Origin of the sequence: Daeguia caeni, assembly GCF_042653845.1 — a bacterium.
GTDB lineage: Bacteria > Pseudomonadota > Alphaproteobacteria > Rhizobiales > Rhizobiaceae > Brucella > Brucella caeni.
The window spans coordinates 51,284-77,033 of the sequence record NZ_JBHSEL010000044.1 but is presented as its reverse complement, the minus strand read 5'-3'; the positions used below and the strand labels follow the sequence as shown (position 1 = coordinate 77,033).

The following is a 25,750-nucleotide window of genomic DNA, read 5'->3' as shown; positions in this document are numbered from 1 at the left end:
CCGTCTTGTTGACCCAGTTTTATCCTATTCAGCCTGATAAAAGTTGCAGGCTGCAGCGAGACGGTTGAACAACGGCCAGAATAATGATTTTGTGAAAGCAATCTGGCAGGGAAGGGAAGAGGACGATTCTTTTCCCGTGCCGCTGGTCGCAATGGTGACATGTTCCGTTCAGGCATGAGCGGAAGCCGAGGAAATGAAATGGACGATTACGAGCGATATGCCACGGGTTTGATGATCGTATTTGGCGCGCTGATCATTGCCGGCCTGATGGCGGCAAATCTGATTGCGGGCGACAAGCCGGGCTTTCTCTTTGCGTTGGGCGCGGCCGTGGTAAGCTGGTTTGCAGCCTTTGCCGTGCTGTTTGACAAGCCGCGTGTCTATGGCGGCATGATTGTCGCAGCCATTGCGCTGGTGGCCGCTTCCATCACGGCCTATGTGACGTAATCGGCAGGCTGCAGGATTGCGTGAAAGCCCCGGTCTTGGCCGGGGCTTTTCATATCATGCCATTCGTCAGATAAAGGGCGAATGGCACTGTCGGCGTGGGCCGTTGACGGACTGGTAGGTGTTGTCATGGGCCCGACAGGAACGATAGCGGTCATAGCACCAGCGCATATGCGCATTGATATAGGTGCGACAGACCGGCATGGGCCGGTAATGGCACGGGACATGGCGGGACACGGGGCCGTTATAGGGCAGGCGGGGCCACCAGCGTGCATCATCCCACCGGCGCGGACCAAACCGCCAGAGCGGACCGTTCCACCAGCGTGGGACATGCCACCAGGCCGGGCCATGGCGATAATCATGATATTGCGCAGGCTTGGCCATGTCCGCATACATGGTCATGACATGCAGAAACTGTATGGTCATCGGATGGGCGCTACTGGCTGAAACAGCTGCGCCAAGCGACAGGCACATGACAAACAGGGCTGAAACACGTTTTTTCATCAAAATTACCATAAAACATTGCAGACTTGAAAATGATCTGCCGATGGCGCGTCCGAGGTCATGCAACGTCATGCAAGACAACAAGGTTCATCGTGAATGCATTGCGCAATCTATGGCTGCACTATGGCAAAGCCGTGTCCTGCAGGATCACAGTTTATAGGGGATGAAATCAGTAGATGATTGTGGGCTGCGGGTCGCGTGTGCGATTTGACATAAAGATATGTTTATGTCATTAAACGGTCCTCCATGATCAGCGCATAACCATCAAGGCGGTACTTCTCATGACGTCATCTCTCGACGCTCTTTTCGGTGCAACGGCGGCAAGGCCGGACGGTTCGGAGGTGCTGGCCGCGCTGACAAAAGCTGCACGTGAACGCATCCTGATCCTTGATGGTGCGATGGGCACGCAGATCCAGGGCCTTGGCTTTCATGAAGAACATTTCCGCGGCGACCGTTTCATCGGCTGCGACTGCCAGCTCAAGGGCAATAATGATCTTCTGACACTGACCCAGCCAAAGGCGATCGAGGAAATCCACTATGCCTACGCCATGGCCGGCGCGGACATTCTCGAAACCAATACATTCTCTTCCACTTCGATCGCGCAGGCCGATTATGGCATGGAAGATGTCGTCTATGAGCTGAACCGTGATGGTGCGCGCCTTGCCCGCCGCGCCGCCTTGCGCGCGGAACAGAAGGATGGCCGCCGCCGTTTTGTTGCCGGTGCGCTTGGGCCGACAAACCGCACCGCCTCGCTGTCGCCGGATGTCAACAATCCGGGTTTTCGCGCCATCACCTTTGACGAGCTGCGCATTGCCTATGCCGAACAGATCCGCGGCCTGATCGATGGCGGGGCTGACATCATCCTGATCGAAACCATTTTCGATACGTTGAACGCCAAGGCGGCTGTCTTTGCGGCAGAAGAAGTCTTTGCTGAATTCGGTATCCGTCTGCCGATCATGATTTCCGGCACGATCACCGATCTTTCCGGCCGCACCCTGTCCGGCCAGACGCCGACGGCCTTCTGGTATTCGCTGCGCCATGCCAAGCCCTTTACCATCGGGCTTAACTGTGCGCTGGGGGCAAGCGCCATGCGCGCCCATCTCGATGAACTCTCGACCGTGGCCGATACCTTCATCTGCGCCTATCCGAATGCCGGTCTGCCGAATGAGTTCGGCCAATATGACGAGACGCCGGAACTGATGGCAGCCCAGGTCGAGGAATTTGCCCGTGATGGCCTGGTCAATATTGTCGGTGGCTGCTGTGGCTCGACGCCGGAACATATCCGCGCCATTGCGGCAGCGGTGGCAAAATACAAGCCGCGCCAGCCCCCGAAGCTCGAACCGCTGATGCGCCTGTCCGGCCTTGAGCCGTTCACGCTCACCAGGGATATTCCATTCGTCAATGTGGGGGAGCGTACCAATGTCACCGGCTCGGCCAAATTCCGCAAGCTGATCACGGCGGGCGATTATGCGGCAGCCCTTGATGTGGCGCGTGACCAGGTCGCCAATGGAGCGCAGATCATTGACATCAATATGGATGAAGGCCTGATCGATTCGGAAAAGGCGATGGTGGAGTTTTTGAATCTCATTGCCGCCGAACCGGATATTGCCCGTGTGCCGATCATGATCGACAGCTCCAAATGGGAGGTGATCGAGGCAGGCCTCAAATGCGTGCAGGGCAAGGCGGTCGTCAATTCCATTTCGTTGAAGGAAGGCGAGGAAGCCTTCATTCATCACGCCAGTCTGGTGCGTGCCTATGGTGCTGCGGTTGTCGTCATGGCCTTTGATGAAATGGGGCAGGCCGATACGCGTGAACGCAAGATCGAAATCTGCACCCGTGCTTACAGGATTTTGACCGAGAAGGCCGGTCTGGCGCCTGAAGACATCATCTTTGACCCCAATATTTTCGCTGTTGCCACCGGCATTGAGGAACACAACAATTACGGTGTCGATTTCATCGAGGCAACGCGCGAGATCGTGCGCACCCTGCCGCATGTCCATGTCTCGGGCGGTGTGTCGAACCTGTCCTTCTCCTTCCGCGGCAATGAGCCGGTGCGCGAGGCGATGCATGCCGTCTTCCTCTATCACGCCATTCAGGCGGGCATGGATATGGGCATTGTCAATGCCGGCCAGCTTGCCGTTTATGACGCGATTGATCCGGAACTGCGTGAGGCTTGCGAAGATGTGGTGCTGAACCGCCGCCCGGATGCGACCGAGCGCCTGCTGGAGATTGCAGAACGCTTCCGCAATGCCGGTAGCAAGGAAGCCAAGGCGCAGGATCTCGGCTGGCGCGAATGGCCGGTTGAAAAGCGCCTGGAACATGCGCTGGTCAATGGCATTACCGAGTTTATCGAGATCGACACCGAAGAAGCGCGCCAGCAGGCCGAACGTCCGCTGCATGTCATTGAAGGCCCGCTGATGGCCGGCATGAATGTGGTTGGTGATCTGTTTGGCGCAGGAAAAATGTTCCTGCCGCAGGTGGTGAAATCCGCGCGCGTGATGAAGCAGGCGGTTGCCGTTCTTCTGCCTTATATGGAAGAGGAAAAGCGGCTCAATGGTGGTGAAGGCCGTCAGAGCGCCGGCAAGGTGCTGATGGCGACCGTCAAGGGCGATGTGCACGACATTGGCAAGAACATTGTCGGCGTGGTTCTGGCCTGCAACAATTATGAGATCATCGATCTTGGCGTCATGGTGCCGGCGCAGAAGATCCTGCAGGTGGCGCGCGAGGAAAAGGTCGATGTGATCGGTCTTTCGGGACTCATTACCCCGTCGCTCGATGAAATGGTGCATGTCGCTTCCGAAATGGAGCGTGAAGGCTTTGACATTCCGTTGATGATTGGCGGTGCGACCACCAGCCGCGTGCATACGGCGGTGAAGATCCATCCTCGCTATCAGCGCGGTCAGGCCGTTTATGTGATTGATGCTAGCCGCGCGGTCGGCGTTGTTTCCAATCTTCTGTCGCCGGAAATCAGAGACGACTATATTGCAGGCATTCGCGCTGAATATGCCCGGGTTGCCCAAGCACATGCACGCAATGAGGCGGAAAAGCAGCGCCTGTCACTGGCACGCGCCCGTGCAAATGGTCAGAAACTGGACTGGGAGAATTTTGCTCCGGTCAAGCCAGCCTTCACCGGAACGAAAGTGTTCGAGGATTATGATCTGGCCGAGATTGCGCGCTATATTGACTGGACGCCTTTCTTCCAGACCTGGGAACTGAAAGGCCGCTACCCCGCCATTCTCGATGATGAGGCGCAAGGGCCCGCCGCACGCCAGCTCTGGGCCGATGCGCAGGCGATGCTTGCCAAGATCATTGATGAAAAATGGTTCCATCCGAAAGCTGTTATCGGCTTCTGGCCGGCAAATGCAGTGGGGGATGATATTCGCCTCTTCACTGATGACAGCCGCAGGCAGGAACTTGCCACCCTGTTTACCCTGCGCCAGCAATTGTCGAAGCGCGATGGCCGCCCGAATGTGGCACTGTCAGATTTCGTCGCGCCGGTCGAAAGCGGCAAGCCGGATTATGTCGGCGGCTTTGTCGTGACGGCCGGCATTGGCGAGGCAGCTATTGCCGAGCGTTTTGAACGCGCCAATGATGATTATTCTGCAATTCTCGTCAAGGCGCTGGCCGATCGCTTTGCCGAGGCCTTTGCCGAACTGATGCATGAGCGGGTGCGCAAGGAATTCTGGGCCTATGCGCCGGATGAGAATTTTACGCCGGAAGAACTGATTGCCGAGCCTTACAAGGGTATTCGTCCGGCTCCGGGCTATCCGGCGCAGCCTGACCATACCGAAAAGGCAACCCTGTTCCGCCTGCTGGATGCCACCGCCGCAACGGGTGTGGAACTCACCGAAAGCTATGCCATGTGGCCGGGCTCATCCGTCTCCGGTCTCTATATCGGCCATCCGGAAAGCTATTATTTCGGCGTTGCCAAGGTCGAGCGGGATCAGGTCGAGGACTATGCCGCGCGCAAGGGCATGGACATTGCCGAGGTCGAACGCTGGCTGGCTCCGATCCTCAACTATGTGCCGGGCGACAAGGAGGATGCGGCAGCCTGAATTTCAGGCTGCCTTTCCACATTAGCAATTTCTGAATTCTCTGAAAGTCGAAGTAATTTGTAATTACTGTGATTTTATGCAACTGATAATTGTAGAGTTGAATGCAGAATTATGATATTAAGAAAGTCCGGTGCAGTCGTTTATCCGCCCCGAAGTCCAAGTGATTATTTATGATTTTTACCCGTTTGAGCTAGTAATGGCTCAGGCAGGATGAAACAATTGTAAGTAGCAGCAGGTGATGCATTGTAATGCAGTACATTTGTGCCGCTATGTCATGATGCACGTTCCTGACGCAAGACATGGGGGTGTCTTACATGCAATTGGAAAAATTATATGAAGCCATGCAGTCTGCAGACACAGACCAGCAATTATTTGAACATATCAGGCAGTTTGCCCATAAGCTTGGCTTTGTGCATGTTTCCTACATCATGCAGGTGCCGTCCTTGAACGGTACAGTCAAATGGTTGCGTTATGAAGACATGCCAGCAGGTTGGGCAGAAAATTATACCAAACAGAAATATGCAGAAATCGATCCGCTTGTCCGTCGAGCCATAAAGAGCATCGAGCCTGTCGTGTGGACGGAAAATCTCTTTGAGGAGGCGCCACAGATCTGGGCAGATGCAAATAGATTTGGTTTGAAACACGGCATTACCCAGTCATGCTGGGCCGCCCAGGGTGTGTTCGGCATGTTGACGCTGCTGCGCGAGAAGCCGGCACTGACACCTGGGGAAATCTCGATGCTGCGCCGTCAGTTGCAGCTGGCCAGCAACATGCTGCATCTTGCCATGTTTGAACGTGTTGACATTCCGGGCATCAGCCGCATCGCTGAAGTCAATCTGACAGCGCGTGAACGTGAAATCCTGCGCTGGACCAGCGAAGGCAAGACGGCCGAAATCGTTGGGGCAATCCTGAATATCTCAACGCGCACGGTCAATTTTCACATCAGCAATGTCCTTAATAAACTTGTTGCCGTGAACAAGGTACAGGCCGTCGCAAAGGCGCGCACTTTCGGTTTGCTCTAGGCTATTTCTCGTCCACGACGGTGTGCTCGTTGGACCTGTTCTTCATTTCCCTCCACCTATTCCGGCCGCAAAGATCTCGCGCTGATCACTGCATGAAACGCAGAATTTCGCGCTATAAAGCAAAAATCATATAGATTTTGTATGATTTTGCGGCAAAAAGCGCAAAAATCACTTTTTATGCTCTGTGCAAGTTTGTTCCGCAATTGCTGCAGGCGCGGGCAGTTTTTCCTGCAAGCTCCATGCAATTGGCGATAGCATTCTTTCCCATCGCGTGCGCAATTCACGACAATGCACGGCCAACTGGTTCAGCAGAGCCAGGCGATCCGTGCCGGATGAAGTCCATCATGTGACCGGCATGGTTTTGTTTGCTTGCCGGGAGTAATGTCGTGCATCATGCCTTGCTGACGAAAAACCTGACGCATCTGCAGCGTCTTGAAGCAGAGTCGATCCATATCTTTCGCGAAGTGGCGGCAAGTTTCGCCAATCCGGTCATGCTCTATTCGGTGGGCAAGGATTCCTCTGTCATGCTGCATCTGGCGATGAAGGCTTTTTATCCGGCCCCACCGCCGTTTCCCTTTCTTCATGTTGATACGACATGGAAATTCCGCGAGATGATTGAGTTTCGCGATGCGCAGGCGCGCGAAAAAGGTTTTGAACTGCTCATCCATGTCAATGAGGATGGCGTGCGTGAGGGCGTTGGCCCGTTCACGCATGGCTCGAATGTCCACACCCATGTGATGAAGACGGTGGCGCTGCGTCAGGCGCTCGACAAATACAAGTTTGATGCCGCCTTTGGCGGCGCACGACGTGATGAAGAAAAATCACGCGCCAAGGAGCGCATTTTCTCCTTCCGCAATGCCCAGCATGGCTGGGATCCCAAGAACCAGCGGCCGGAAATGTGGAAGATTTATAACACGCGCATTGCACAGGGCGAATCCATCCGCGTCTTCCCGCTGTCGAACTGGACGGAACTCGATATCTGGCAATATATTCTGCAGGAAAACATCCCGATCGTGCCGCTTTATTTTGCCGCCCGCCGTCCGGTGGTGGAGCGCGATGGCATGCTGATCATGGTGGATGATGCGCGCATGCAATTGCGCCCGGGCGAGAAGGTGGAAGATCGGCTCGTGCGTTTTCGCACGCTCGGCTGTTATCCGCTGACCGGTGCGATTGAATCGCAGGCCGTCACCCTTTCCGACATTGTCGAGGAAATGCTGATTGCTCGTACATCCGAGCGTCAGGGCCGCGCCATTGACCGCGACGAGACCGGCTCGATGGAAAAGAAGAAACGCGAGGGCTACTTCTGATGCATGCCGTAATCCAGCCACAAGGCAAAAGCGCAAGGGTTGCCGATTTCATTGCCGAGCAGGAGCGCAAGACGCTGTTGCGCTTTCTCACTTGCGGATCGGTGGATGATGGCAAATCGACGCTGATTGGTCGTCTGCTCTATGACACCCGGCTGGTTTTCGAAGATCAGCTTGCAGCCCTCAGAAATGACAGCCGCAAATTCGGCACGACGGATGATGATTTCGACTTTGCGCTGCTGGTGGATGGGCTGGAGGCCGAGCGCGAACAGGGCATCACCATCGATGTCGCCTATCGCTTTTTCTCAACCCCGCGGCGCAAATTCATCGTCGCCGACACGCCCGGCCATGCGCAATATACCCGCAACATGGCAACCGGTGCCTCGACTGCCGATCTTGCCGTGGTGCTGGTCGATGCGCGTCAGGGCGTGCAGACGCAGACACGCCGCCATTCCTTCATCGCCTCACTGCTTAGCATCCGGCATATCGTTCTGGCCGTCAACAAGATCGACCTTGTTGATTTCTCGCAGGATGTCTTTGAACGGATCGTTGCCGATTATCTGGGCTTTGCCGGGGACCTCGGCTTTGCCGGCATTCAGGCGATTCCGCTTTCGGCGCGCTTTGGCGACAATGTCACTGCACGCTCACCGCGCCTTGGCTGGTATCAGGGGCCCTGTCTGCTGGAGCATCTGGAAACGGTGCGTATCGATGATGAGGCGGTGGCAAGGCCGTTCCGTTTTCCGGTGCAATATGTCAACCGGCCAAACCTCAATTTCCGCGGCTTTGCCGGCACGATAGCTTCCGGTTCCATTGCCGTGGGGGACAGTGTGGTGGTGGCCAGGTCCGGCAAGCAGTCGCGCGTAAAGCGGATTGTTACCTATGATGGCGATCTGCCCCGCGCCAGCGAGGGCGAGGCGGTGACGCTTGTGCTGGAAGACGAGATCGATATTTCCCGTGGCAATATTCTGGTTGGTACAGAAGCGCGACCAGAAGTGGCCGACCGTTTTGCTGCCCATATTGTCTGGTTCGGCGAAGAGCCAATGCAGCCGGGGCGTTCCTATCTCTTGCGCACCGAAACCGACCAGACACCGGTGACGATCAGTCGGATCGAGCATCGCACGGATGTGAATACATTTGCGCGGCAGGCGGCAGACCGGCTTGATCTCAATGAAGTCGGCCTTTGCCATGTGCAGACGGTCGAAGCGATCGCCTTTGATCCATATTCTGCCAATCGCGTCACCGGCGCATTCATTCTGATCGACCGCATCAGCAATGCCACGATTGGCGCAGGCATGATCGACAGTGCGCTTCGCCAGTCAACCAATGTGCATCTGCATGCCTTCGATCTCGACAAGCAGGCGCGCGCGGCGCAGAAGTTCCAGAAGCCGGTTGTGCTGTGGTTTACGGGGCTTTCGGCATCCGGCAAGTCGACAATCGCCAACCGGCTGGAACAGCGCCTGCATGCTCTGGGCAAGCACACCTATCTGCTTGATGGCGACAATGTCCGCCATGGGCTGAACAGTGATCTCGGCTTTTCGACAGAAGACCGGGCAGAAAATATCCGCCGCGTCGGCGAGGTGGCTAGGCTGATGGTGGATGCGGGGCTGATCGTGCTTGCCTCCTTCATTTCGCCTTTCCAGGCCGAACGTGACCGTATCCGTGCCCGTCTCGGCGAAGGGGAATTCATCGAGATCTTTGTCGATACGCCACTTGAAGACTGCATCGCGCGTGATCCAAAAGGGCTTTATGCCAGGGCGCTCAAGGGAGAGATCACATGCTTCACCGGCATCGATTCGCCTTATGAAATCCCTGCATCGCCAGAATTGCATCTGAAAACCAGGGGACGCGACATTGACGAACTCGTCGCGGAAGTAGAGAAGTATCTCGCCGAACGCGGCATTGTCGGCAGTTATGGCAGTGATTCCTGGTCCATCTAGATAAGCAATGAAGATGTCAGCCTCCGAGAATGACAAGTCGAATGGCGAAACCCTGTCCGCCATTCTGGAACAGACTGCCCTGGAGGCTGGCTGCGCCATCATGCAGTTTTATGATGGTCAATGCGGCGTCTTTGCAAAGCCGGATCAGTCGCCGGTCACGGATGCAGATCATGCGGCAGAGCGAATCATTCTTGCAGCCCTCGCCAGGGCGCTTCCTGGCGTGCCGGTGGTGGCGGAAGAAGAAGCAGCAGCAGGCCGCCTGCCGGAGAAACTGGGCGCGCGCTTTGTTCTGGTTGATCCGCTTGATGGCACGCGGGAATTTCTGGCGCGCAACCGCGATTTCACCGTCAATATTGCACTGATTGAAGAGGGCGTTCCTGTTCTGGGCGTGGTTTATGCGCCGGCGCGCAATCTCTTGTTCACTGCAGCCAATGGACAGGCCGAGGAGGTCGAAACCTCGCCTGACCATATGATCACAAAACGCCGCCCGATCAGTGTGCGCCGGTCGGCAGACGCGCTTGTTGCGGTTGCAAGCCGCTCCCACCAGACGCCGGAGACTGCGGCCTGGCTTGAAAGACACAATATGGAGCACTGTGTTTCGGTTGGCTCATCCTTGAAATTCTGCCTGATTGCGCGTGGGCAGGCAGATATTTATCCGCGCTTTGGCCCAACCATGGAATGGGACACGGCAGCAGGTGACGCAATCTTGCGCGCGGCAGGCGGCATGACGGTCAGGCCGGATGGCTCCACGCTGTTTTACGGGCGCGGATCGGGCAAGGGAGTTGCGGCATTCTGCAACTCGCATTTTATCGCTTACGGGCCTGCGGCGGCACAGATTGTCACGCCTGTGTGAAGCCCATGGGCCTGTGACAAAAAATTCGCATTTCATACTTGCAGCATCGAAATCAGAGCGTTATAAGCCGCGCATCAGACGCGGTTTTGCCGCTTCTCTTGATCTGGTCGCGGAGTGTAGCGCAGCCTGGTAGCGCACCTCGTTCGGGACGAGGGGGTCGGAGGTTCGAATCCTCTCACTCCGACCATTTTCCCTTCACAACTTATTTGCCCTGCAAAACGTATTTATTATAAGGATTATGACATAATCCGCGCGCGAAAGACCTTGCTTTCGATTATCTGTCATATTCGATCATGAATGCGCATGGCGGCATGCCATGGCCCGGAGTCCTTGATGGCACAGGAAGAAATTGTTGACATTTTTGTAATTGGCGGCGGCATCAATGGCTGTGGCATCGCGCGGGACGCGGTCGGGCGTGGATTTTCGGTTGTGCTTGCGGAAATGGATGATCTGGCAAGCGGAACCTCCTCGCGCGCAACCAAGCTCATTCATGGTGGTCTGCGCTATCTTGAATATTATGAATTCCGTCTGGTGCGCGAGGCACTGATCGAGCGCGAAGTGCTGTGGGCAACGGCACCGCACATCATTCATCCGATGCGCTTTGTTCTGCCCTATCATCCGGGCGGTGTGCGCCCGGCATGGCTGCTGCGCCTTGGTCTTTTCCTTTACGACCATCTGGGTGGCCGCAAGAGACTGCCTGCAACGGCAACGCTCGACATGCGTACAGACCCGGCGGCAGAACCGCTGAAGCCGCTCTTTACCAAGGCGTTTGAATATTCCGACTGCAGTGTCGATGATGCACGCTTCGTGGTGCTTAACGCACGCGATGCGGCCGATCGCGGGGCGGTGATCCGCACGCGCACCAAGGTTGTCGCCGCTCGCCGCGATCATGCGTGCTGGACGGTGACGCTGGAAAATGTCGTCACCGGCGCACGTGACGAAGTGCGCGCCCGCCTGCTTGTCAATGCGGCCGGTCCATGGGTGGACAAGGTGCTGCAAGGGGTGGAAGGTGACCGCGACCTGCACAATATCCGTCTCGTCCAGGGTAGCCATATTGTCATCCGCCGCAAGTTTGACGGGCCGCGCTCCTATTTCTTCCAGAACAATGACAAGCGCATCATCTTCGCCATTCCCTATGAAGATGATTTCACCATGATCGGCACGACAGACCGTGATTATCATGGCGATCCGGCAAATGTCGTCATCAGCGAAGAGGAAATCGATTATCTCTGCGAGGCGGCAAGCGAATACTTCCGCGAGCCGGTGCGTCGCGAGGATATTGTCTGGACATTTTCCGGCGTGCGTCCGCTCTATGATGATGGTGCAACCGAGGCACAGGCCGCAACCCGTGACTATGTGCTGAAGGAAGATGCGTCAAAGGGTTCTGCACCGCTGATCAGCGTGTTTGGCGGCAAGCTTACCACGGCAAGGAAGCTTGCCGAACATATGCTGGAAAAGATCGAGCATCAGCTGGGCAAGCGTGGCGCGCCATGGACGCATCAGGCAAAGCTGCCCGGCGGTGATTTTGCCGTTGAGGCTTTCGCTGCCGAAAGCGAGAAGCTGCACAGGGATTATCCGTTCCTGACCGAGGCGCATGCCAGACGGCTGTTCAAACTCTATGGCACGCGCTCGCGCGTACTGCTTGGTGAGGCAAGGAAGCTGGAAGATCTCGGCCGGCATTTCGGCGCTGACCTCTATGAGGCGGAACTGCGCTATCTCATCGACCATGAATGGGCGCGCAGTGCGGAAGACGTGCTATGGCGGCGCACCAAGCTTGGGCTGCGGCTTTCTGCAGCCGAGGCAAGGCAATTGCAGGACTTTTTCGCGACAGTTCCGGTGGCCTGATATCATACTGTGTCACGCTTGCCAGTGGCGGCACAAGAGTCCATTATATCCTGTCGGGGGGTAGAAGCCCGTTGGGAGGAAAAATGGGCACGCCGCAGGGAAGAAGTCACGCAGAGCGTATTCAGCGCGCCATAGCAATGGGTGATGCCGCGCGGTCGGCACTCGTTGCTTCGTGGCGCCGTTCAGCCGAACATTATGGCCTGGATCCGGCTTCGACCGGGCCGGTAAGAACCTTGTCCGACCGCGAATTCCGCGAGGCGCGGGAGCGTGTCGAACGTCTTGTTCATGTGGCGCAGGGCAGTATGGACAGGCTTTATCTCGCCGTTGGTGGGGTTGGCTGCTGTGTGCTGCTGGCCGATGGCAATGGTGTGCCGGTGGAGCGGCGCGGGGCGGCGGGCGATGATTCCACCTTTTACCGCTGGGGGCTCTGGCCGGGTGCTGTGTGGAGTGAGGAAAGCGAAGGTACCAATGGCATTGGCACCTGCATTGCCGAACAGCGTGCACTGACCATCCATCGCGACCAGCATTTTCATGCGCGCAATATCGGGCTTTCCTGCACGGTTGCGCCCATTCACGATCATCAGGGCCGGCTGATTGCAGCACTTGATGTATCGTCCTGCCGGTCTGATCTGACCGAGTCCTTCGTTCATCTGATTGCCATGGCTGTGGTTGACGCGGCGCGCCGCATCGAGATGGAATATTTCCGTCAGGTCTTTGCCGATGCGCGCATCATGCTTGCCCCTTGCGCCGACCGGACGGGCGGCGCGCTGATTGCGGTGGATCGGAATGATCTGGTGATCGGCGCAACGCGCGCAGCGCGGCTTGCGCTTGATCTGACCGATGAAGCCCTGAGTCATGGACTGCCCGCGGCGGATTTGCTGGGGCAGGAGGTCGATCCGCGTGAGGATCTGGCCGATTCTGAGCGCAGTGTCATCATGCGCGCGCTTGCGCGTTGTGAAGGCAATATTTCGGCGGCGGCGGCCTTGCTGGGCATCAGCCGCGCGACCATGCATCGCAAGCTCAATCGCCTGAAAATCATACGTGCGCATTGACTGCCGCCTGCAGCGATGCGGCCCATAATGACGGATGCAACTGTCTCAATATTGCGACAGAAGATATTGCCAGCTTGGGCGAGCAGGATGACATCTGAACGGCTGCGCGGCATCCTGTTCTTATAAACGCCGGAGGAGCGGCGTTCTATCAGGAGGAGAAATGTCATGAATAAGGTAGAATTTCACCGAACGGTGAAACCGGAATTCGCCAAGCGCTATGGCAATTTCATCGGCGGCAAATGGGTTGAGCCAAAGTCCGGGCGTTATTTTGAAAATACCTCGCCGGTCAATGGTCAGGTTCTGTGCGAGGTGGCCCGGTCTGAGGCCGCTGATGTCGAGGCGGCCCTTGATGCCGCCCATGCCGCAAGGGAGGCATGGGGCAGAACCAGCCCGGCAGAACGCGCCATCATTCTCAACAAGATTGCCGACCGCATGGAAGCCAATCTTGCCAGGCTGGCCACAGCCGAAACCTGGGACAATGGCAAGCCGATCCGTGAAACAACCCATGCCGACCTGCCGTTGGCAATCGACCATTTCCGCTATTTTGCCGGCGCGATCCGCGCGCAGGAAGGTGGCATTTCCGAAATCGACCATGACACTATCGCCTATCATTTCCATGAGCCGCTTGGTGTTGTCGGTCAGATCATCCCATGGAACTTCCCGCTGCTGATGGCCGTCTGGAAACTGGCGCCAGCCCTTGCCGCCGGCAATTGCGTGGTGCTGAAGCCGGCTGAACAGACACCGGCTTCCATCCTCGTGTTGATGGAGCTGATTGCGGATCTCCTGCCGCCCGGCGTGGTCAATGTTGTCAATGGCTTTGGCCTTGAGGCCGGCAAGCCACTGGCCTCCAGCCCGCGCATTGCCAAGATCGCCTTCACGGGTGAGACGACGACTGGCCGTCTTATCATGCAATATGCCAGCCAGAACCTCATCCCGGTCACACTGGAACTGGGCGGCAAGTCGCCAAACATCTTCTTCCAGGATGTGATGGCGGAAGATGATGACTATCTCGACAAGGCGATTGAAGGCTTTGTCATGTTCGCGCTCAATCAGGGCGAGGTCTGCACCTGCCCAAGCCGCGCGCTGATCCATGAAAAAATCTATGACAAGTTCATGGAACGTGCGCTGAAGCGCGTTGAAGCCATCGTGCAGGGCGACCCGCTTGATCCTGCAACCATGATCGGCGCACAGGCTTCCACTGAACAGCTTGAGAAGATCCTGAGCTATATCGACATTGGCAAGCAGGAAGGCGCGGAAGTCCTGACCGGCGGCGAACGCAACATCCTGCCGGGCGAACTGGCAGGCGGCTATTATGTCAAGCCGACCGTATTCCGGGGCCACAACAAGATGCGCATCTTCCAGGAGGAAATCTTTGGGCCGGTGGTTTCGGTCACCACCTTCAAGGACGATGCCGAGGCGTTGTCGATTGCCAATGACACGCTTTATGGCCTTGGCGCGGGTGTGTGGACACGTGATGGCAACCGTGCCTATCGCTTTGGCCGTGGCATCCAGGCCGGTCGTGTCTGGACCAACTGCTACCACGCCTATCCGGCGCATGCGGCATTTGGCGGTTATAAACAGTCCGGCATTGGCCGTGAAAACCACCTCAAGATGCTTGAGCACTACCAGCAGACCAAGAACATGCTGGTAAGCTACAGCCCGAAGAAGCTTGGCTTCTTCTGAGATCGATCCGGGGTGATGTCCGGGGCGCGCCTGCTGGCTGCGGCGCGTCCCGACTGTTCCCGCACACGGAAAACAGGGAGGAAAAAGTGGCTGAACAACTAGATACTGGCCGGGTCAGTGCAACCGAGGCCGCTCTTGCCCTGATCAAGGAACTTCAGGCCGAATATGGCCCGATCATGTTCCACCAATCCGGCGGCTGTTGCGATGGGTCCTCGCCGATGTGCTATCAGCAGGGCGAATTTCTCATCTCGGATACGGATGTGAAGCTGGGCGAGATCGGCGGCGCACCGTTCTATATCAGTGGCCCGCAATATGAGGCGTGGAAACATACCGAGCTGATCATCGATGTGGTGCCGGGCCGAGGCGGCATGTTCTCGCTCGACAATGGGCGCGAGGTACGTTTCCTCACCCGTTCACGTGTTTGTTCGTTGCCTTAAGCAGTTCCGGGAAAGTGGCACCGGTTTTCCGTCTGCAACTGCGAAATGCAATGCACTGCCGGACGGCCGGCAACTGCCTTGCGTGCCGTGCCTGCTGGCTTTACGCGGGGTGTTCTATCCTTTTGTTTTTGCGCATTGTATTTGCTGAAAAGCGTTTCCGGTTTTGCTGCTGATGCTGTAGTAACACCTCCAGTACGGGGGTAGATGGTTATTGATGGCGGCAGAAATGGCGAAAAGGGCGACAATTCATGATGTGGCGCGTCTGGCGGGCGTGTCGATCAAGACGGTGTCGCGTGTCTATAAGGGTGAGCCGAATGTCCGCGATGTCATTCGCGAAAGGGTGAAGGAAGCAGGCGCGCAATTGCGCTACCGCCCCAATGCGGCGGCGCGCAATCTGGTGGAGCGGCGTTCCAATCTGATTGGCCTGTTCTTTGAAAATCCCAGCGCTGCCTATGTCACGGAATTGCAGATGGGGGCGCTCGAACGGTTGCGCGAGACGCGCTATCGCCTGCTGATCTTTCCGGTTGAACGCCGTGCGGATATTCTGGGTGCACTGGTGGAAACCGCACATGCCTCCGGGCTTGACGGGATCATCGTCACCCCGCCCATGTCGGATGATCCGGCCATCCTGAAGGAACTGATGGAATCGGGCATGCCCTTTGCCCGTGTTGCGGGCGATCTTGCCGTCTACCCCAATAGCAGCGTCACCATTGATGATATGGCAGCAGCTGAAGAATTGCTGCATTATCTGCTTTCGCTCGGCCACAGGAAGATTGGCTTCATTACTGGCGATCTGAGCCACCGTTCGGCGCAGTTGCGTCTGGCCGCCTATCACAAGGTTCTGGCCGGGACCGGCATTGAAGCCAATCCGGATTATGTCGCCGAAGGCGGGTTTTCCTTTGCAAGCGGGCTTGTGGCCGGTGAAAGGCTGTTGACGCTCAAGGATCGGCCGACGGCAATCTTTGCCTCCAATGACGATATGGCTGCCGCTACCCTGCAGGTCGCCTTCAATCATGGCATCAGGGTACCGGATGATCTGACCGTTGTCGGCTTTGACGACAGCGCCATTGCCAGCATGGTTGCACCGCAGATCACCACCGTCCGCCAGCCGGTCTTTGAAATGACGCGCGATGCGGCAGACATGCTGTTGCAGCAGATCGAAAGCGGCAAGACCGAGCCGTCACGCCAGATCGGTTATAAACTCATCATCCGCCAGTCGTCCGGCCCGCTCAGGGTTTGAAGTCAGGCCCAGAAGCATCTTCGCGCTGGAGCTGCGTGCAATCGCGCCGGGGAACGACACCGCTTGACCTTCCAACGGTGGGAAGCCTTATTGATAGGACTATGCGCTGATTGCGATAAGATATCAGGCATCGCCGAAAGGATTTGTCATGAACACGACCGTAAAGCCCGATCAGATGACGACCTCCATTCCGGTTGAAGGCATGAGCTGTGCGTCCTGTGTTGCGGCGGTTGAAAAGGCGATTGCCCGGCTGCCGCAGGTGGATTCGGTTTCGGTCAATCTGGCGACCGAACGTGCCAGTGTGCGCTTCAAGGGCACGCCGGATGTGCCGGGCGTCATCGAAGCCATTCGCAATGCGGGCTATGACGTGCCGTCCGGCAGTGTCGATCTTGCGGTCGAGGGCATGAGTTGTGCTTCTTGCGTTGGCGCGGTTGAAAAGGCGTTGCAGTCTGTTGCGGGTGTGACGCGGGCAAGCGTGAACCTTGCAACCGAGCGCGCCCATGTTGAATTTACCGGCGCCGTGCCGGTTGCAGCCTTGGTGAGCGCGGTTGCCGATGCCGGCTATGAGGCACATGCGCTGGGCGATGAACAGGCTGTTTCGGGCGAAACGCAAAGTGAAAGACGTGATGCGGAAGCAGCCGGGCTGAAACGCAAGGCGCTGGTCGCCGCCATTCTCGCCGCGCCCGTCTTCGTGCTTGAGATGGGCTCGCATCTCTTTTCCGCCATGCATATGTTCGTCATGGACACGATCGGCATGGCAAACAGCTGGTATCTGCAATTCGTGTTGACGACGCTTGCGCTGTTTGGCCCCGGTCTTGGCTTCTTCAAGAAAGGCATCCCTGCGCTTTTCCGCGCAAGGCCGGACATGAATTCGCTGGTCGTTCTTGGCACGCTTGCCGCATGGGGATTTTCGGTTGTCGCAACCTTTCTTCCCGGCATTCTGCCGGCAGGCACCGTCAATGTCTATTATGAGGCGGCGGTTGTTATTGTTACCCTGATCCTGGTCGGGCGCTATTTTGAGGCGCGCGCAAAGGGCCGCACCAGTGCCGCGATCAGTCGTCTGGTGGGCCTGCAGGCAAAGACGGCGCGTGTTCTGCGCGATGGCGTGGCTGTTGATGTTGCGCTGGACGAGGTGCGCGTTGGGGATCTCGTTCAGGTGCGTCCTGGCGAAAAAGTGCCGGTTGATGGTGAGGTTATGGAAGGTTCATCCTTTGTGGATGAATCGATGATCACCGGTGAGCCGGTTCCGGTTGAGAAACATGCGGGGGCGAGCGTCGTCGGTGGCACGATCAACCGAACCGGCACCTTCACCTTCCGCGCTACCAAGGTTGGCCGCGATATGGTCATTGCGCAGATCATCCGCATGGTTGAAGATGCGCAGGCCGACAAGCTGCCGATTCAGGCGCTGGTCGACAAGGTCACCGGCTGGTTCGTGCCGGCGGTCATGGTTGCAGCGGCGCTGACCTTCGTGCTCTGGCTCATCCTTGGCGGCACAGCAATGCTGGGCTATGCGCTGGTCAACGCAATTGCCGTGCTCATCATTGCCTGCCCATGCGCCATGGGGCTGGCAACGCCAACCTCGATCATGGTCGGTACGGGGCGCGCTGCGGAAATGGGCGTGTTGTTTCGCCGTGGCGATGCCTTGCAGGCATTGCGTGATGTCACGGTCGTTGCCGTCGACAAGACCGGCACACTGACCAAGGGCAAGCCGGCACTGGCGCATTTTTCGGTGGCTGATGGTTTTGATGCCGATGAATTGCTGGCGCTGGTGGCATCCGTTGAAGCGCGTTCAGAACATCCGATTGCCGAGGCGATTGTTGCTGCCGCGAAAGAAAAGGGGCTTGCGCTGGGCGCATTGGCTGATTTTGAAGCCTTGCCCGGCTATGGTCTGAAAGCGCGTGTGGATGGGCATGACGTGGCCATCGGCGCTGACCGTTATATGGCCAGGCTTGGGCTTGATGTGGCAGTCTTTGCAGAGGATGCAAGGCGTTTTGGCGATGAAGGCCAGTCGCCGCTTTATGCGGCGGTTGATGGCAGGCTTGCTGCCATCATCACCGTTGCCGATCCCATAAAGGAAACGACACCGGCCGCAATCGCTGCCTTGCATGGTCAGGGGCTGAAGGTGGTGATGGTCAGCGGCGACAATCGCCGCACGGCGGAAGCCATTGCCAGAAAGCTTGGCATTGACGAGGTCGTGGCCGAGGTTCTGCCGGATGGCAAGGTGGATGTGCTGAAGCGGTTTGCCGAAAGCGGCAAACGCATAGCCTTTGTCGGTGACGGCATCAATGATGCGCCCGCCCTGGCAGTGGCCGATGTCGGCATTGCCATTGGCACCGGCACGGATATTGCCATTGAAAGTGCCGATGTGGTGCTGATGTCGGGCGAACTCACCGGCGTGGTCAATGCCATTGCCATTTCAAAGGCGACAATGCGCAATATTGGCGAAAACCTGTTCTGGGCCTTCGCCTATAACACGGCGCTGATCCCGGTTGCGGCAGGCATTCTTTATCCGTTTTCCGGCACGCTTCTGTCGCCCATTCTGGCGGCTGCGGCCATGGCGCTGTCGAGTGTCTTTGTGCTGACGAATGCGCTGCGTCTGCGCAGCTTCAAAAGCCCGCTGGCGGCGTGATTAAAGCTCATTGTGCAACAGCGCGCCCTTGCGTCGGTCGGGTCTTGTGTAGCAGGCCGGTTCGGCCTGCGTCAGTCGATGCAGGATCGGGCAGTCTGGCTGATCATCGCCTTGGCAGGTCTCGGCCAGATGGCGCAGCGTATCGGCCATCGCGGCAAGGGCGCGCATCCTGTCTTCAATCTCGGCAATATGCTGCAGGGCCACGCGCTTCACATCGGCCGAGCTGCGGTTGCGGTCGCGCCAGAGCGACAATAATGTGCGGATCTGCTCAACGGAAAAGCCAAGATCACGGCTGCGACGGATGAAACGCAGCGTTTCCACCTCATCGTGCCCATAAACGCGGTAGCCGGATGCCGTGCGTCCGGCAGCTTCAATCAGGCCGATTGTCTCATAATGACGGATCATCTTGGCTGATATGCCGGATGCGCTGGCTGCCTCGCCGATATTCATGGCAATCCCCGTTCATTTGTTTCTGCACATGTAGGAGGGCGGCAGGGCATTGCAAGAAAAAGCCCGCCGGAATGTTCCGGCGGGCGGCAAACAGGGCGGCGCAAGGCCGGCAATGGCCAGCGCAGGCTTCAGGCGATGAAATCGCTCTGTGTGCCGTGGGCTTCGATGGCCTGTGCAAGGCGCAGCAGCGCATGAACATAAGCAGCGGTGCGAACCGTTACATTATGTTCCCTGGCGTGGTTCCAGATTGCCCGGCCTTCGCGTTCCATGATCGCCTTGAGGCGCTCGTGAATTTCTTCCAGCGTCCAGTAATAGCCCTGACGGTTCTGCACCCATTCGAAATAGGACACCGTCACGCCGCCGGCATTAGCCAGGATGTCGGGCAGGATGGTGACGCCCTTGTCAGCCAGAATCTTGTCCGCTTCGGTGGTAACCGGGCCATTGGCGAGTTCGACGATCAGCTTGGCCTTGATCGAAGCGGCATTGCCGGCATGGATCATGTTTTCCATGGCACTTGGAACCAGCACGTCGCAATCGACCGCAACCAGATCATCGCCGCGCAGCATTTCATGGCCCTTCAGGCCAATGGTCGAGGTGACGGACTGATTGTTGTTCTTGGCGGCAATGAGCAGATCAATGTCGAGACCATCCGCGCAATAGACACCGCCGGCCGAGTCGGACACGGCAATGATCTTGTGGCCATCGCCTGCCATCAGGCTTGCCATGTGCTGACCGGCATTGCCAAAGCCCTGAATGGCAACGCGCAGCTGCGGTGCAAGGTTGAGATCCTTGGCCAGATGACGCACGAGATAGAAGCCGCCGCGCGCGGTTGCGTCATTGCGGCCGAGCGAACCGCCAAGGGCAAGCGGCTTGCCGGTGATGACGGCAGGCGAGGACTGGCCGACGATCTGCGAATATTCGTCTGCCATCCAGCCCATGATCATGGCATTGGTGTAGACGTCCGGCGCCGGAATGTCGCGGTCCGGGCCGATAATGCCGGAAAAGGCCTGAATATAGGCGCGTGACAAACGTTCCAGCTCAGCCTTGGAAAGCTGGCGCGGATCAACCTGAATGGCACCCTTGCCGCCGCCATAGGGCAGGTTCATGACCGCGCACTTGAAGGTCATCCAGAACGCCAGCGTTTCAACTTCTTCTGCCGTTGCGTCGGGATGGTAGCGAATGCCGCCCTTGGTTGGGCCGCGTGTGTCGTCATAGCGGCAGCGCCACGCCAGAAAAGATTTTCGTGAGCCGTCATCCATACGGATCATGAGACGAACCTTCATCGTCTCACGGGCGTATTTCAGTTTTTCGATGACGTCCGGGTCAATGTTGATGTGACCGGCGGCCTCATCCAGACGGACAAGGGCGCTTTCCAGCAGATTCGCATGCGACACGATTTTACCTTTCTTGCGAAAATTTTATGCAGGAGGAATTGTTTGAATGTTTGAATAGCAGTTTAAGCAATAAAAGAAAAAGCGATTACGTCAATAATACTGACTAATTTTTTGCACTGTTGACGTAAATTTGAGCAACGGTCTTTCTGTATCAGCCTGAAATATAAGCAATTTGAACGGTTTATGGGTTGTCGCAAAATGGTGACAGTGTCGCATTTTGTGCATGTTGTGACGCAAGCCTGCTGTCGGGACGGGATGTAAAGCAATACAACTTGGCCTGAGGATTCCGCATGATCGTTCCGGCTGTGCGGATGTGGAACTGGTGGTTGTCATGTCCCGTTTTTCTGTCGCTTCTATTATCAAAAACGCGCTTTCCGGTAACAAGAACTGGGATCCGCAATGGCCAAATGCCGAGCCGAAAGCCGAATATGATGTCATCATCGTGGGCGCTGGTGGTCATGGTCTGGGTGCTGCCTATTATCTGGCAAAAGAGCATGGCATCACCAATGTCGCGGTGATTGAAAAGGGCTGGCTTGGTGGTGGCAATACGGGGCGCAACACCACCATCATCCGTTCCAACTATCTCTATGACGAGAGCGCGCATCTTTATGATCACGCCTTGAAATTGTGGGAAGGCCTGAGCCAGGATCTCAATTACAATGTGATGTTCTCGCAGCGCGGCGTGATGATGCTGGCGCATACGGTGCATGATGAGCAGAGCTTCAAGCGCCATATTCATGCCAATCGCCTGAACGGTATCGACAATGAATGGCTGACGGCAGAAGAGGCCAAGAAATATTGTCCGCCGCTCAACATCTCGCCCAATGCGCGCTATCCGGTGGTGGGGGCCACCTTGCAGCGGCGCGGTGGCGTTGCCCGCCACGATGCCGTGGCCTGGGGCTATGCGCGCGGTGCGGCGCGCCGTGGCGTTGATATCATCCAGAACTGTCCGGTCATTGCGATCCGTCGTGATGCGACGGGCCGTGTTGCAGGCGTTGAAACGGCACGCGGCTTCATCAAGGCCAAGAAGGTTGCGGTATCGGTTGCTGGCAGCACCTCGGTTGTCATGGATACGGCTGGCGTGCGTCTGCCACTGGAAAGCTTCCCGTTGCAGGCGTTGGTCTCCGAGCCAGTCAAGCCGATCTTCCCATGTGTGGCCATGTCCAACACGGTGCATGCCTATATCAGCCAGTCGGACAAGGGTGAGCTGGTCATTGGCTCGGGCACCGACCAATATACGTCTTACAGCCAGCGCGGTGGCCTGCCATTGATCGAACATACGCTTGCCGCGATCTGCGAAATCTTCCCGATTTTCACGCGCATGCGCATGCTGCGCAAATGGGGCGGTATTGTTGATGTCACGCCCGACCGCTCGCCCATTCTCGGCAAGACGCCGGTGCCGGGTCTTTATGTCAATTGCGGCTGGGGCACGGGCGGCTTCAAGGCAACACCGGGTTCGGCCCATCTCTTTGCGTATACGATCGCGCGCGACGAGCCGCACTGGATCAATGCGCCATTCACTCTGGAACGCTTCACCACAGGCCGCCTGATCGATGAGGCCGCCGCTGCTGCCGTGGCGCACTAGAATCGGGGATCAAAATGCTTCTTATCCGTTGCCCTTATTGCGAAATGGAACGCCCGGAACTGGAATTTGCCTATGCCGGCGAAGCGCATATTGCCCGTCCTGCCGATCCTTCGGCCCTGAGCGACGAGGAATGGCGCGATTTCCTCTTCACCCGCTCCAATCCGCGCGGAACCCATTTTGAGCGCTGGCGCCATATCCATGGCTGCGGCCGCTTCTTCAATGCGGTGCGCGATACGGTAAGCGACAAATTTGCCATGACCTATAAGGCGGGCCAGCCCCGCCCCGTGCTGGCCGATAGCCCGGCTGCGGAGACGAAATAATGCCCAATATGCGTTTGCAAGACAAAGGCCGTGTCAATGCGGCCAAGCCGGTTCAGTTCACCTTCAACGGCATGATTTTCTCGGGGGTTCAGGGCGACACGCTCGCTTCTGCCCTGCTTGCCAATGGCGAACATCTTGTCGGCCGTTCCTTCAAGTATCACCGCCCGCGCGGCATTCTGTCTGCCGGTTCGGAAGAGCCCAATGCGCTGGTAGGCGTTGATCGTGGCGCTGGCCGCTATGAGCCCAATACGCGCGCCACGGTGCTGGAGCTTTATGACGGTCTGAAAGCAGAAAGCCAGAACCACTGGCCAACGCTGCGCCATGATGTCGGCGCGATCAATGACCTCTTCTACAGGTTCCTCCCGGCAGGCTTCTATTACAAGACTTTCATGTGGCCGAAGAGCTTCTGGAACAAGCTCTATGAGCCGTTCATTCGTGGTGCGGCAGGCCTTGGCAAGTCGCCACAAGAGCCAGATCCGGACAGCTATGCCAGCCGCTATGCCTTCTGCGATGTGCTGGTGGTCGGCGCAGGCCCTGCCGGTCTGGCCGCAGCCTATGAGGCGGCAAAAAGCGGCGCAAATGTTATTCTCTGCGATGAACAGGCGGAAATGGGCGGCTCGCTCCTGAGCGAGCCGGAAGCCGTCATCAATGGCCTCGCAAGCTGGGATTGGCTGAGCAGCATCCTGGCCGCCCTGCAGGCCATGCCGAATGTGAGGCTTCTGCCGCGCACCACGGCGATCGGCTATTATCACCAGAACATGCTGGGACTTTGCCAGCGCCTGACCGACCATCTGGCCAAGCCTGCCGTCAATGCACCGCGCGAACGCATGTGGCGCGTGCGGGCAAAACAGGTTGTCCTTGCACAAGGCTCGATTGAAAAGCCGCTGGTTTTCGCCGGCAATGATCGTCCGGGCGTCATGCTGGCAGGGGCTGCCCGCACCTATCTCAACCGCTATGGTGTCAAGGTCGGCAACAAGGCCGTGGTCGTCACTTCACATGATTCGGCCTGGCTTGCCGCCTTTGATCTGGCGGGCGCTGGCGTGAAGATTGCCGCAATCATCGATGTGCGCGAAAATGTGGCCGACAGTCTGGTAAGCCGCGCCAAGCAGCTCGGCATTGAAGTGCTGCCCGGCTGGACGGTGAGCAATACGTCGGGACGCCACCGTGTCTCGTCCGTGCGCGCCAATCCGGTCCGCAATGGCGCAGTTGGCGCACCGCGCAAGATTGCCTGCGATGTCGTGCTGATGTCGGGCGGCTGGACGCCAAGTGTTCACCTGTTCTCGCATACGAAAGGACAACTGGTCTGGGATGAGGAACGCCAGATCTATCTTCCGGGCGAGCGCACAGAGGAATGCCGTTGTGCCGGTGCGGGCAATGGCAATTTCGATCTGAAATCCGCCTTGAACGAGGGAGCGCAGGCGGGTGCCGATGCTGCCGGCGATGCCGGCTACAAGGCGACTGCCAGTGACTATGCCGTTGCCGGTGATTTCATCTGCACCGGGGTCAATTGTCGTGAATTGCCGACGGATCGCGATCCGGCCACGGCCAAGGCCTTCATCGATTTCCAGAATGACGTGACGGCCAAGGATATTCGCCTTGCCGTGCGCGAAGGCTTCCACTCGATCGAACATATCAAGCGTTATACCACCAATGGCATGGCGACCGATCAGGGCAAGACCTCGAACATCAATGCCCTGACGGTTGCTTCCGATGCACTGAGCCGTCCGGCGCCGAAAGTGGGCCTTACCACTTTCCGTCCGCCCTATACGCCAACCACCTTTGGCGCATTCTGCGGTTATAATCGTGGACGGCTGTTCGATATCCTGCGTAAGACGCCGATCGATCCGTGGGCGGAGGAACATGGCGCAGTCTTCGAGCCGGTTTCGCTGTGGCGGCGCGCCCGCTATTTCCCGAAGCCTGGCGAGGACATGCATCAGGCTGTGGCGCGTGAATGCAAGGCGGTTCGCACCAGCCTCGGCATGTTCGATGCATCCACGCTCGGAAAGATCGAGGTGGTCGGACCGGATGCGGCGGAATTCATGAACCGCATGTATACCAATCCGTGGACAAAGCTTGGCGTCGGACGCTGCCGTTATGGCCTGCTGCTCGGCGAAGATGGTTTCATCCGTGATGATGGCGTTGTCGGTCGCCTGTCGCAGGACCGTTTCCATGTCACCACCACGACCGGCGGCGCCCCGCGTGTTCTGAACATGATGGAGGATTATCTTCAGACCGAATGGCCGGATCTGAAAGTGTCGCTGACCTCCACCACCGAGCAATGGGCAGTTGTGGCGCTGAACGGGCCGAATGCCCGCAGGCTGATTGAGCCGATGGTGGAAGGGCTGGATATTTCTGACGAAGCCTTCCCGCACATGTCGGTGGCTGAGTGCAAATTCCTCGGTGTTCCGGCGCGTCTGTTCCGCATGAGCTTCACCGGTGAGCTGGGCTTTGAAATCAACGTGCCTGCCCGCTATGGTCTGGCGCTGTGGAAGGCGCTTTATGAGGCTGGCCAGAAATATGGCATCACGCCTTATGGCACCGAAACCATGCATGTGCTGCGTGCGGAAAAGGGCTATATCATCGTCGGTCAGGATACGGATGGCACGGTGACGCCGGATGATGCAGGGCTCAACTGGGCCATTGGCAAGCAGAAGCGCGATTTTGTCGGCAAACGTTCGCTGTCGCGTCCGGATATGCTGAAGGCAGACCGCAAGCATCTGGTTGGTCTGTTACCAAAGAATCCGAAACTTGTGCTGGAAGAAGGCGCGCAGATCGTTGCCGACCCGAAACAGCCTGTGCCCATGACCATGATCGGTCATGTCACATCCTCTTACTGGAGCGAAACACTGGGCCGTTCCTTCGCCATGGCGCTGATTTCCGGCGGCAGAAACCGTATGGGCGAAACCGTCTATATGCCCATGCCGGACGGCAGCGTGCATGCGGCAGAAATCACCGGGCTGGTCTTCTATGACCCGGAAGGCAGGAAGCTGAACGGATAA

The 25,750-nt window shown here is 57.6% G+C and carries 18 protein-coding genes and 1 tRNA gene; 16 read left to right on the top strand and 3 right to left on the bottom strand.

Annotated features, from left to right (window positions below):
• The first annotated feature begins 198 nt into the window (after positions 1-198).
• The gene (locus tag ACFO1V_RS05410) at positions 199-444 is read left to right on the top strand and encodes a hypothetical protein (RefSeq protein WP_374830156.1); all 246 of its coding nucleotides are present in this window, start codon (positions 199-201) and stop codon (positions 442-444) included.
• 66 nt (positions 445-510) lie between these two features.
• Here the strand turns inward: ACFO1V_RS05410 and ACFO1V_RS05405 are convergent, their stop codons facing one another.
• Complete coding sequence (locus ACFO1V_RS05405; protein ID WP_374830158.1) at positions 511-945, bottom strand: BA14K family protein; 435 nt, start codon at positions 943-945, stop codon at positions 511-513.
• Positions 946-1,226: 281 nt separating this feature from the next.
• Here ACFO1V_RS05405 and metH point away from each other — a divergent pair, with 281 nt between their 5' ends.
• From metH to ACFO1V_RS05345, 12 genes are all read left to right on the top strand, one after another.
• Positions 1,227-5,000 (top strand): methionine synthase, encoded by a 3,774-nt coding sequence (metH, locus tag ACFO1V_RS05400; protein ID WP_374830161.1) that lies wholly within the window; start codon positions 1,227-1,229, stop codon positions 4,998-5,000.
• Positions 5,001-5,314: 314 nt separating this feature from the next.
• On the top strand, positions 5,315-6,022 hold the full coding sequence (locus tag ACFO1V_RS05395) for a LuxR family transcriptional regulator (RefSeq protein WP_374830163.1): 708 nt from the start codon (positions 5,315-5,317) through the stop codon (positions 6,020-6,022).
• 386 nt (positions 6,023-6,408) lie between these two features.
• A complete protein-coding gene (gene cysD, locus ACFO1V_RS05390; RefSeq protein ID WP_374830165.1) occupies positions 6,409-7,329 on the top strand; it encodes a sulfate adenylyltransferase subunit CysD in 921 nt (306 codons plus the stop codon).
• Positions 7,329-9,263 (top strand): sulfate adenylyltransferase subunit CysN, encoded by a 1,935-nt coding sequence (gene cysN, locus ACFO1V_RS05385; RefSeq protein WP_374830167.1) that lies wholly within the window; start codon positions 7,329-7,331, stop codon positions 9,261-9,263. Before cysD ends, cysN begins: the two co-directional genes overlap by 1 nt.
• Before the next feature lie 7 nt (positions 9,264-9,270).
• Positions 9,271-10,116, top strand: a complete 846-nt coding sequence (gene cysQ / locus ACFO1V_RS05380; RefSeq protein WP_374830169.1) for a 3'(2'),5'-bisphosphate nucleotidase CysQ — start codon at positions 9,271-9,273, stop codon at positions 10,114-10,116.
• 110 nt (positions 10,117-10,226) lie between these two features.
• Positions 10,227-10,303, top strand: a tRNA-Pro gene (locus ACFO1V_RS05375).
• Positions 10,304-10,449: 146 nt separating this feature from the next.
• Positions 10,450-11,961, top strand: a complete 1,512-nt coding sequence (glpD, locus tag ACFO1V_RS05370; RefSeq protein WP_374830171.1) for a glycerol-3-phosphate dehydrogenase — start codon at positions 10,450-10,452, stop codon at positions 11,959-11,961.
• A gap of 83 nt (positions 11,962-12,044) precedes the next feature.
• A complete protein-coding gene (locus ACFO1V_RS05365; protein ID WP_374830173.1) occupies positions 12,045-13,013 on the top strand; it encodes a GAF domain-containing protein in 969 nt (322 codons plus the stop codon).
• Positions 13,014-13,178: 165 nt separating this feature from the next.
• A complete protein-coding gene (adh, locus tag ACFO1V_RS05360; RefSeq protein WP_374830175.1) occupies positions 13,179-14,696 on the top strand; it encodes an aldehyde dehydrogenase in 1,518 nt (505 codons plus the stop codon).
• A gap of 86 nt (positions 14,697-14,782) precedes the next feature.
• Positions 14,783-15,133 carry a DUF779 domain-containing protein gene (locus tag ACFO1V_RS05355; RefSeq protein ID WP_374830177.1) on the top strand — a complete coding sequence of 117 codons (351 nt, stop codon included), beginning with the start codon at positions 14,783-14,785 and terminating at the stop codon, positions 15,131-15,133.
• 214 nt (positions 15,134-15,347) lie between these two features.
• The gene (locus tag ACFO1V_RS05350; protein ID WP_374830179.1) at positions 15,348-16,373 is read left to right on the top strand and encodes a LacI family DNA-binding transcriptional regulator; all 1,026 of its coding nucleotides are present in this window, start codon (positions 15,348-15,350) and stop codon (positions 16,371-16,373) included.
• Positions 16,374-16,521: 148 nt separating this feature from the next.
• A complete protein-coding gene (locus ACFO1V_RS05345; RefSeq protein WP_374830181.1) occupies positions 16,522-19,002 on the top strand; it encodes a heavy metal translocating P-type ATPase in 2,481 nt (826 codons plus the stop codon).
• Here the strand turns inward: ACFO1V_RS05345 and cueR are convergent, their stop codons facing one another.
• On the bottom strand, positions 19,003-19,452 hold the full coding sequence (cueR, locus tag ACFO1V_RS05340; RefSeq protein ID WP_374830183.1) for a Cu(I)-responsive transcriptional regulator: 450 nt from the start codon (positions 19,450-19,452) through the stop codon (positions 19,003-19,005). It lies immediately after the preceding gene.
• A gap of 128 nt (positions 19,453-19,580) precedes the next feature.
• Complete coding sequence (locus ACFO1V_RS05335; RefSeq protein ID WP_374830185.1) at positions 19,581-20,846, bottom strand: Glu/Leu/Phe/Val family dehydrogenase; 1,266 nt, start codon at positions 20,844-20,846, stop codon at positions 19,581-19,583.
• Positions 20,847-21,177: 331 nt separating this feature from the next.
• Here ACFO1V_RS05335 and ACFO1V_RS05330 point away from each other — a divergent pair, with 331 nt between their 5' ends.
• From ACFO1V_RS05330 to ACFO1V_RS05320, 3 genes are read left to right on the top strand one after another with little or no spacing between them, the layout of a single operon-like run.
• Positions 21,178-22,431, top strand: a complete 1,254-nt coding sequence (locus tag ACFO1V_RS05330; protein WP_374830187.1) for a sarcosine oxidase subunit beta family protein — start codon at positions 21,178-21,180, stop codon at positions 22,429-22,431.
• Positions 22,432-22,445: 14 nt separating this feature from the next.
• On the top strand, positions 22,446-22,751 hold the full coding sequence (locus tag ACFO1V_RS05325; RefSeq protein WP_374830189.1) for a sarcosine oxidase subunit delta: 306 nt from the start codon (positions 22,446-22,448) through the stop codon (positions 22,749-22,751).
• The gene (locus ACFO1V_RS05320) at positions 22,751-25,750 is read left to right on the top strand and encodes a sarcosine oxidase subunit alpha (RefSeq protein WP_374830191.1); all 3,000 of its coding nucleotides are present in this window, start codon (positions 22,751-22,753) and stop codon (positions 25,748-25,750) included. The genes ACFO1V_RS05325 and ACFO1V_RS05320 overlap by 1 nt, the downstream gene beginning before the upstream one ends.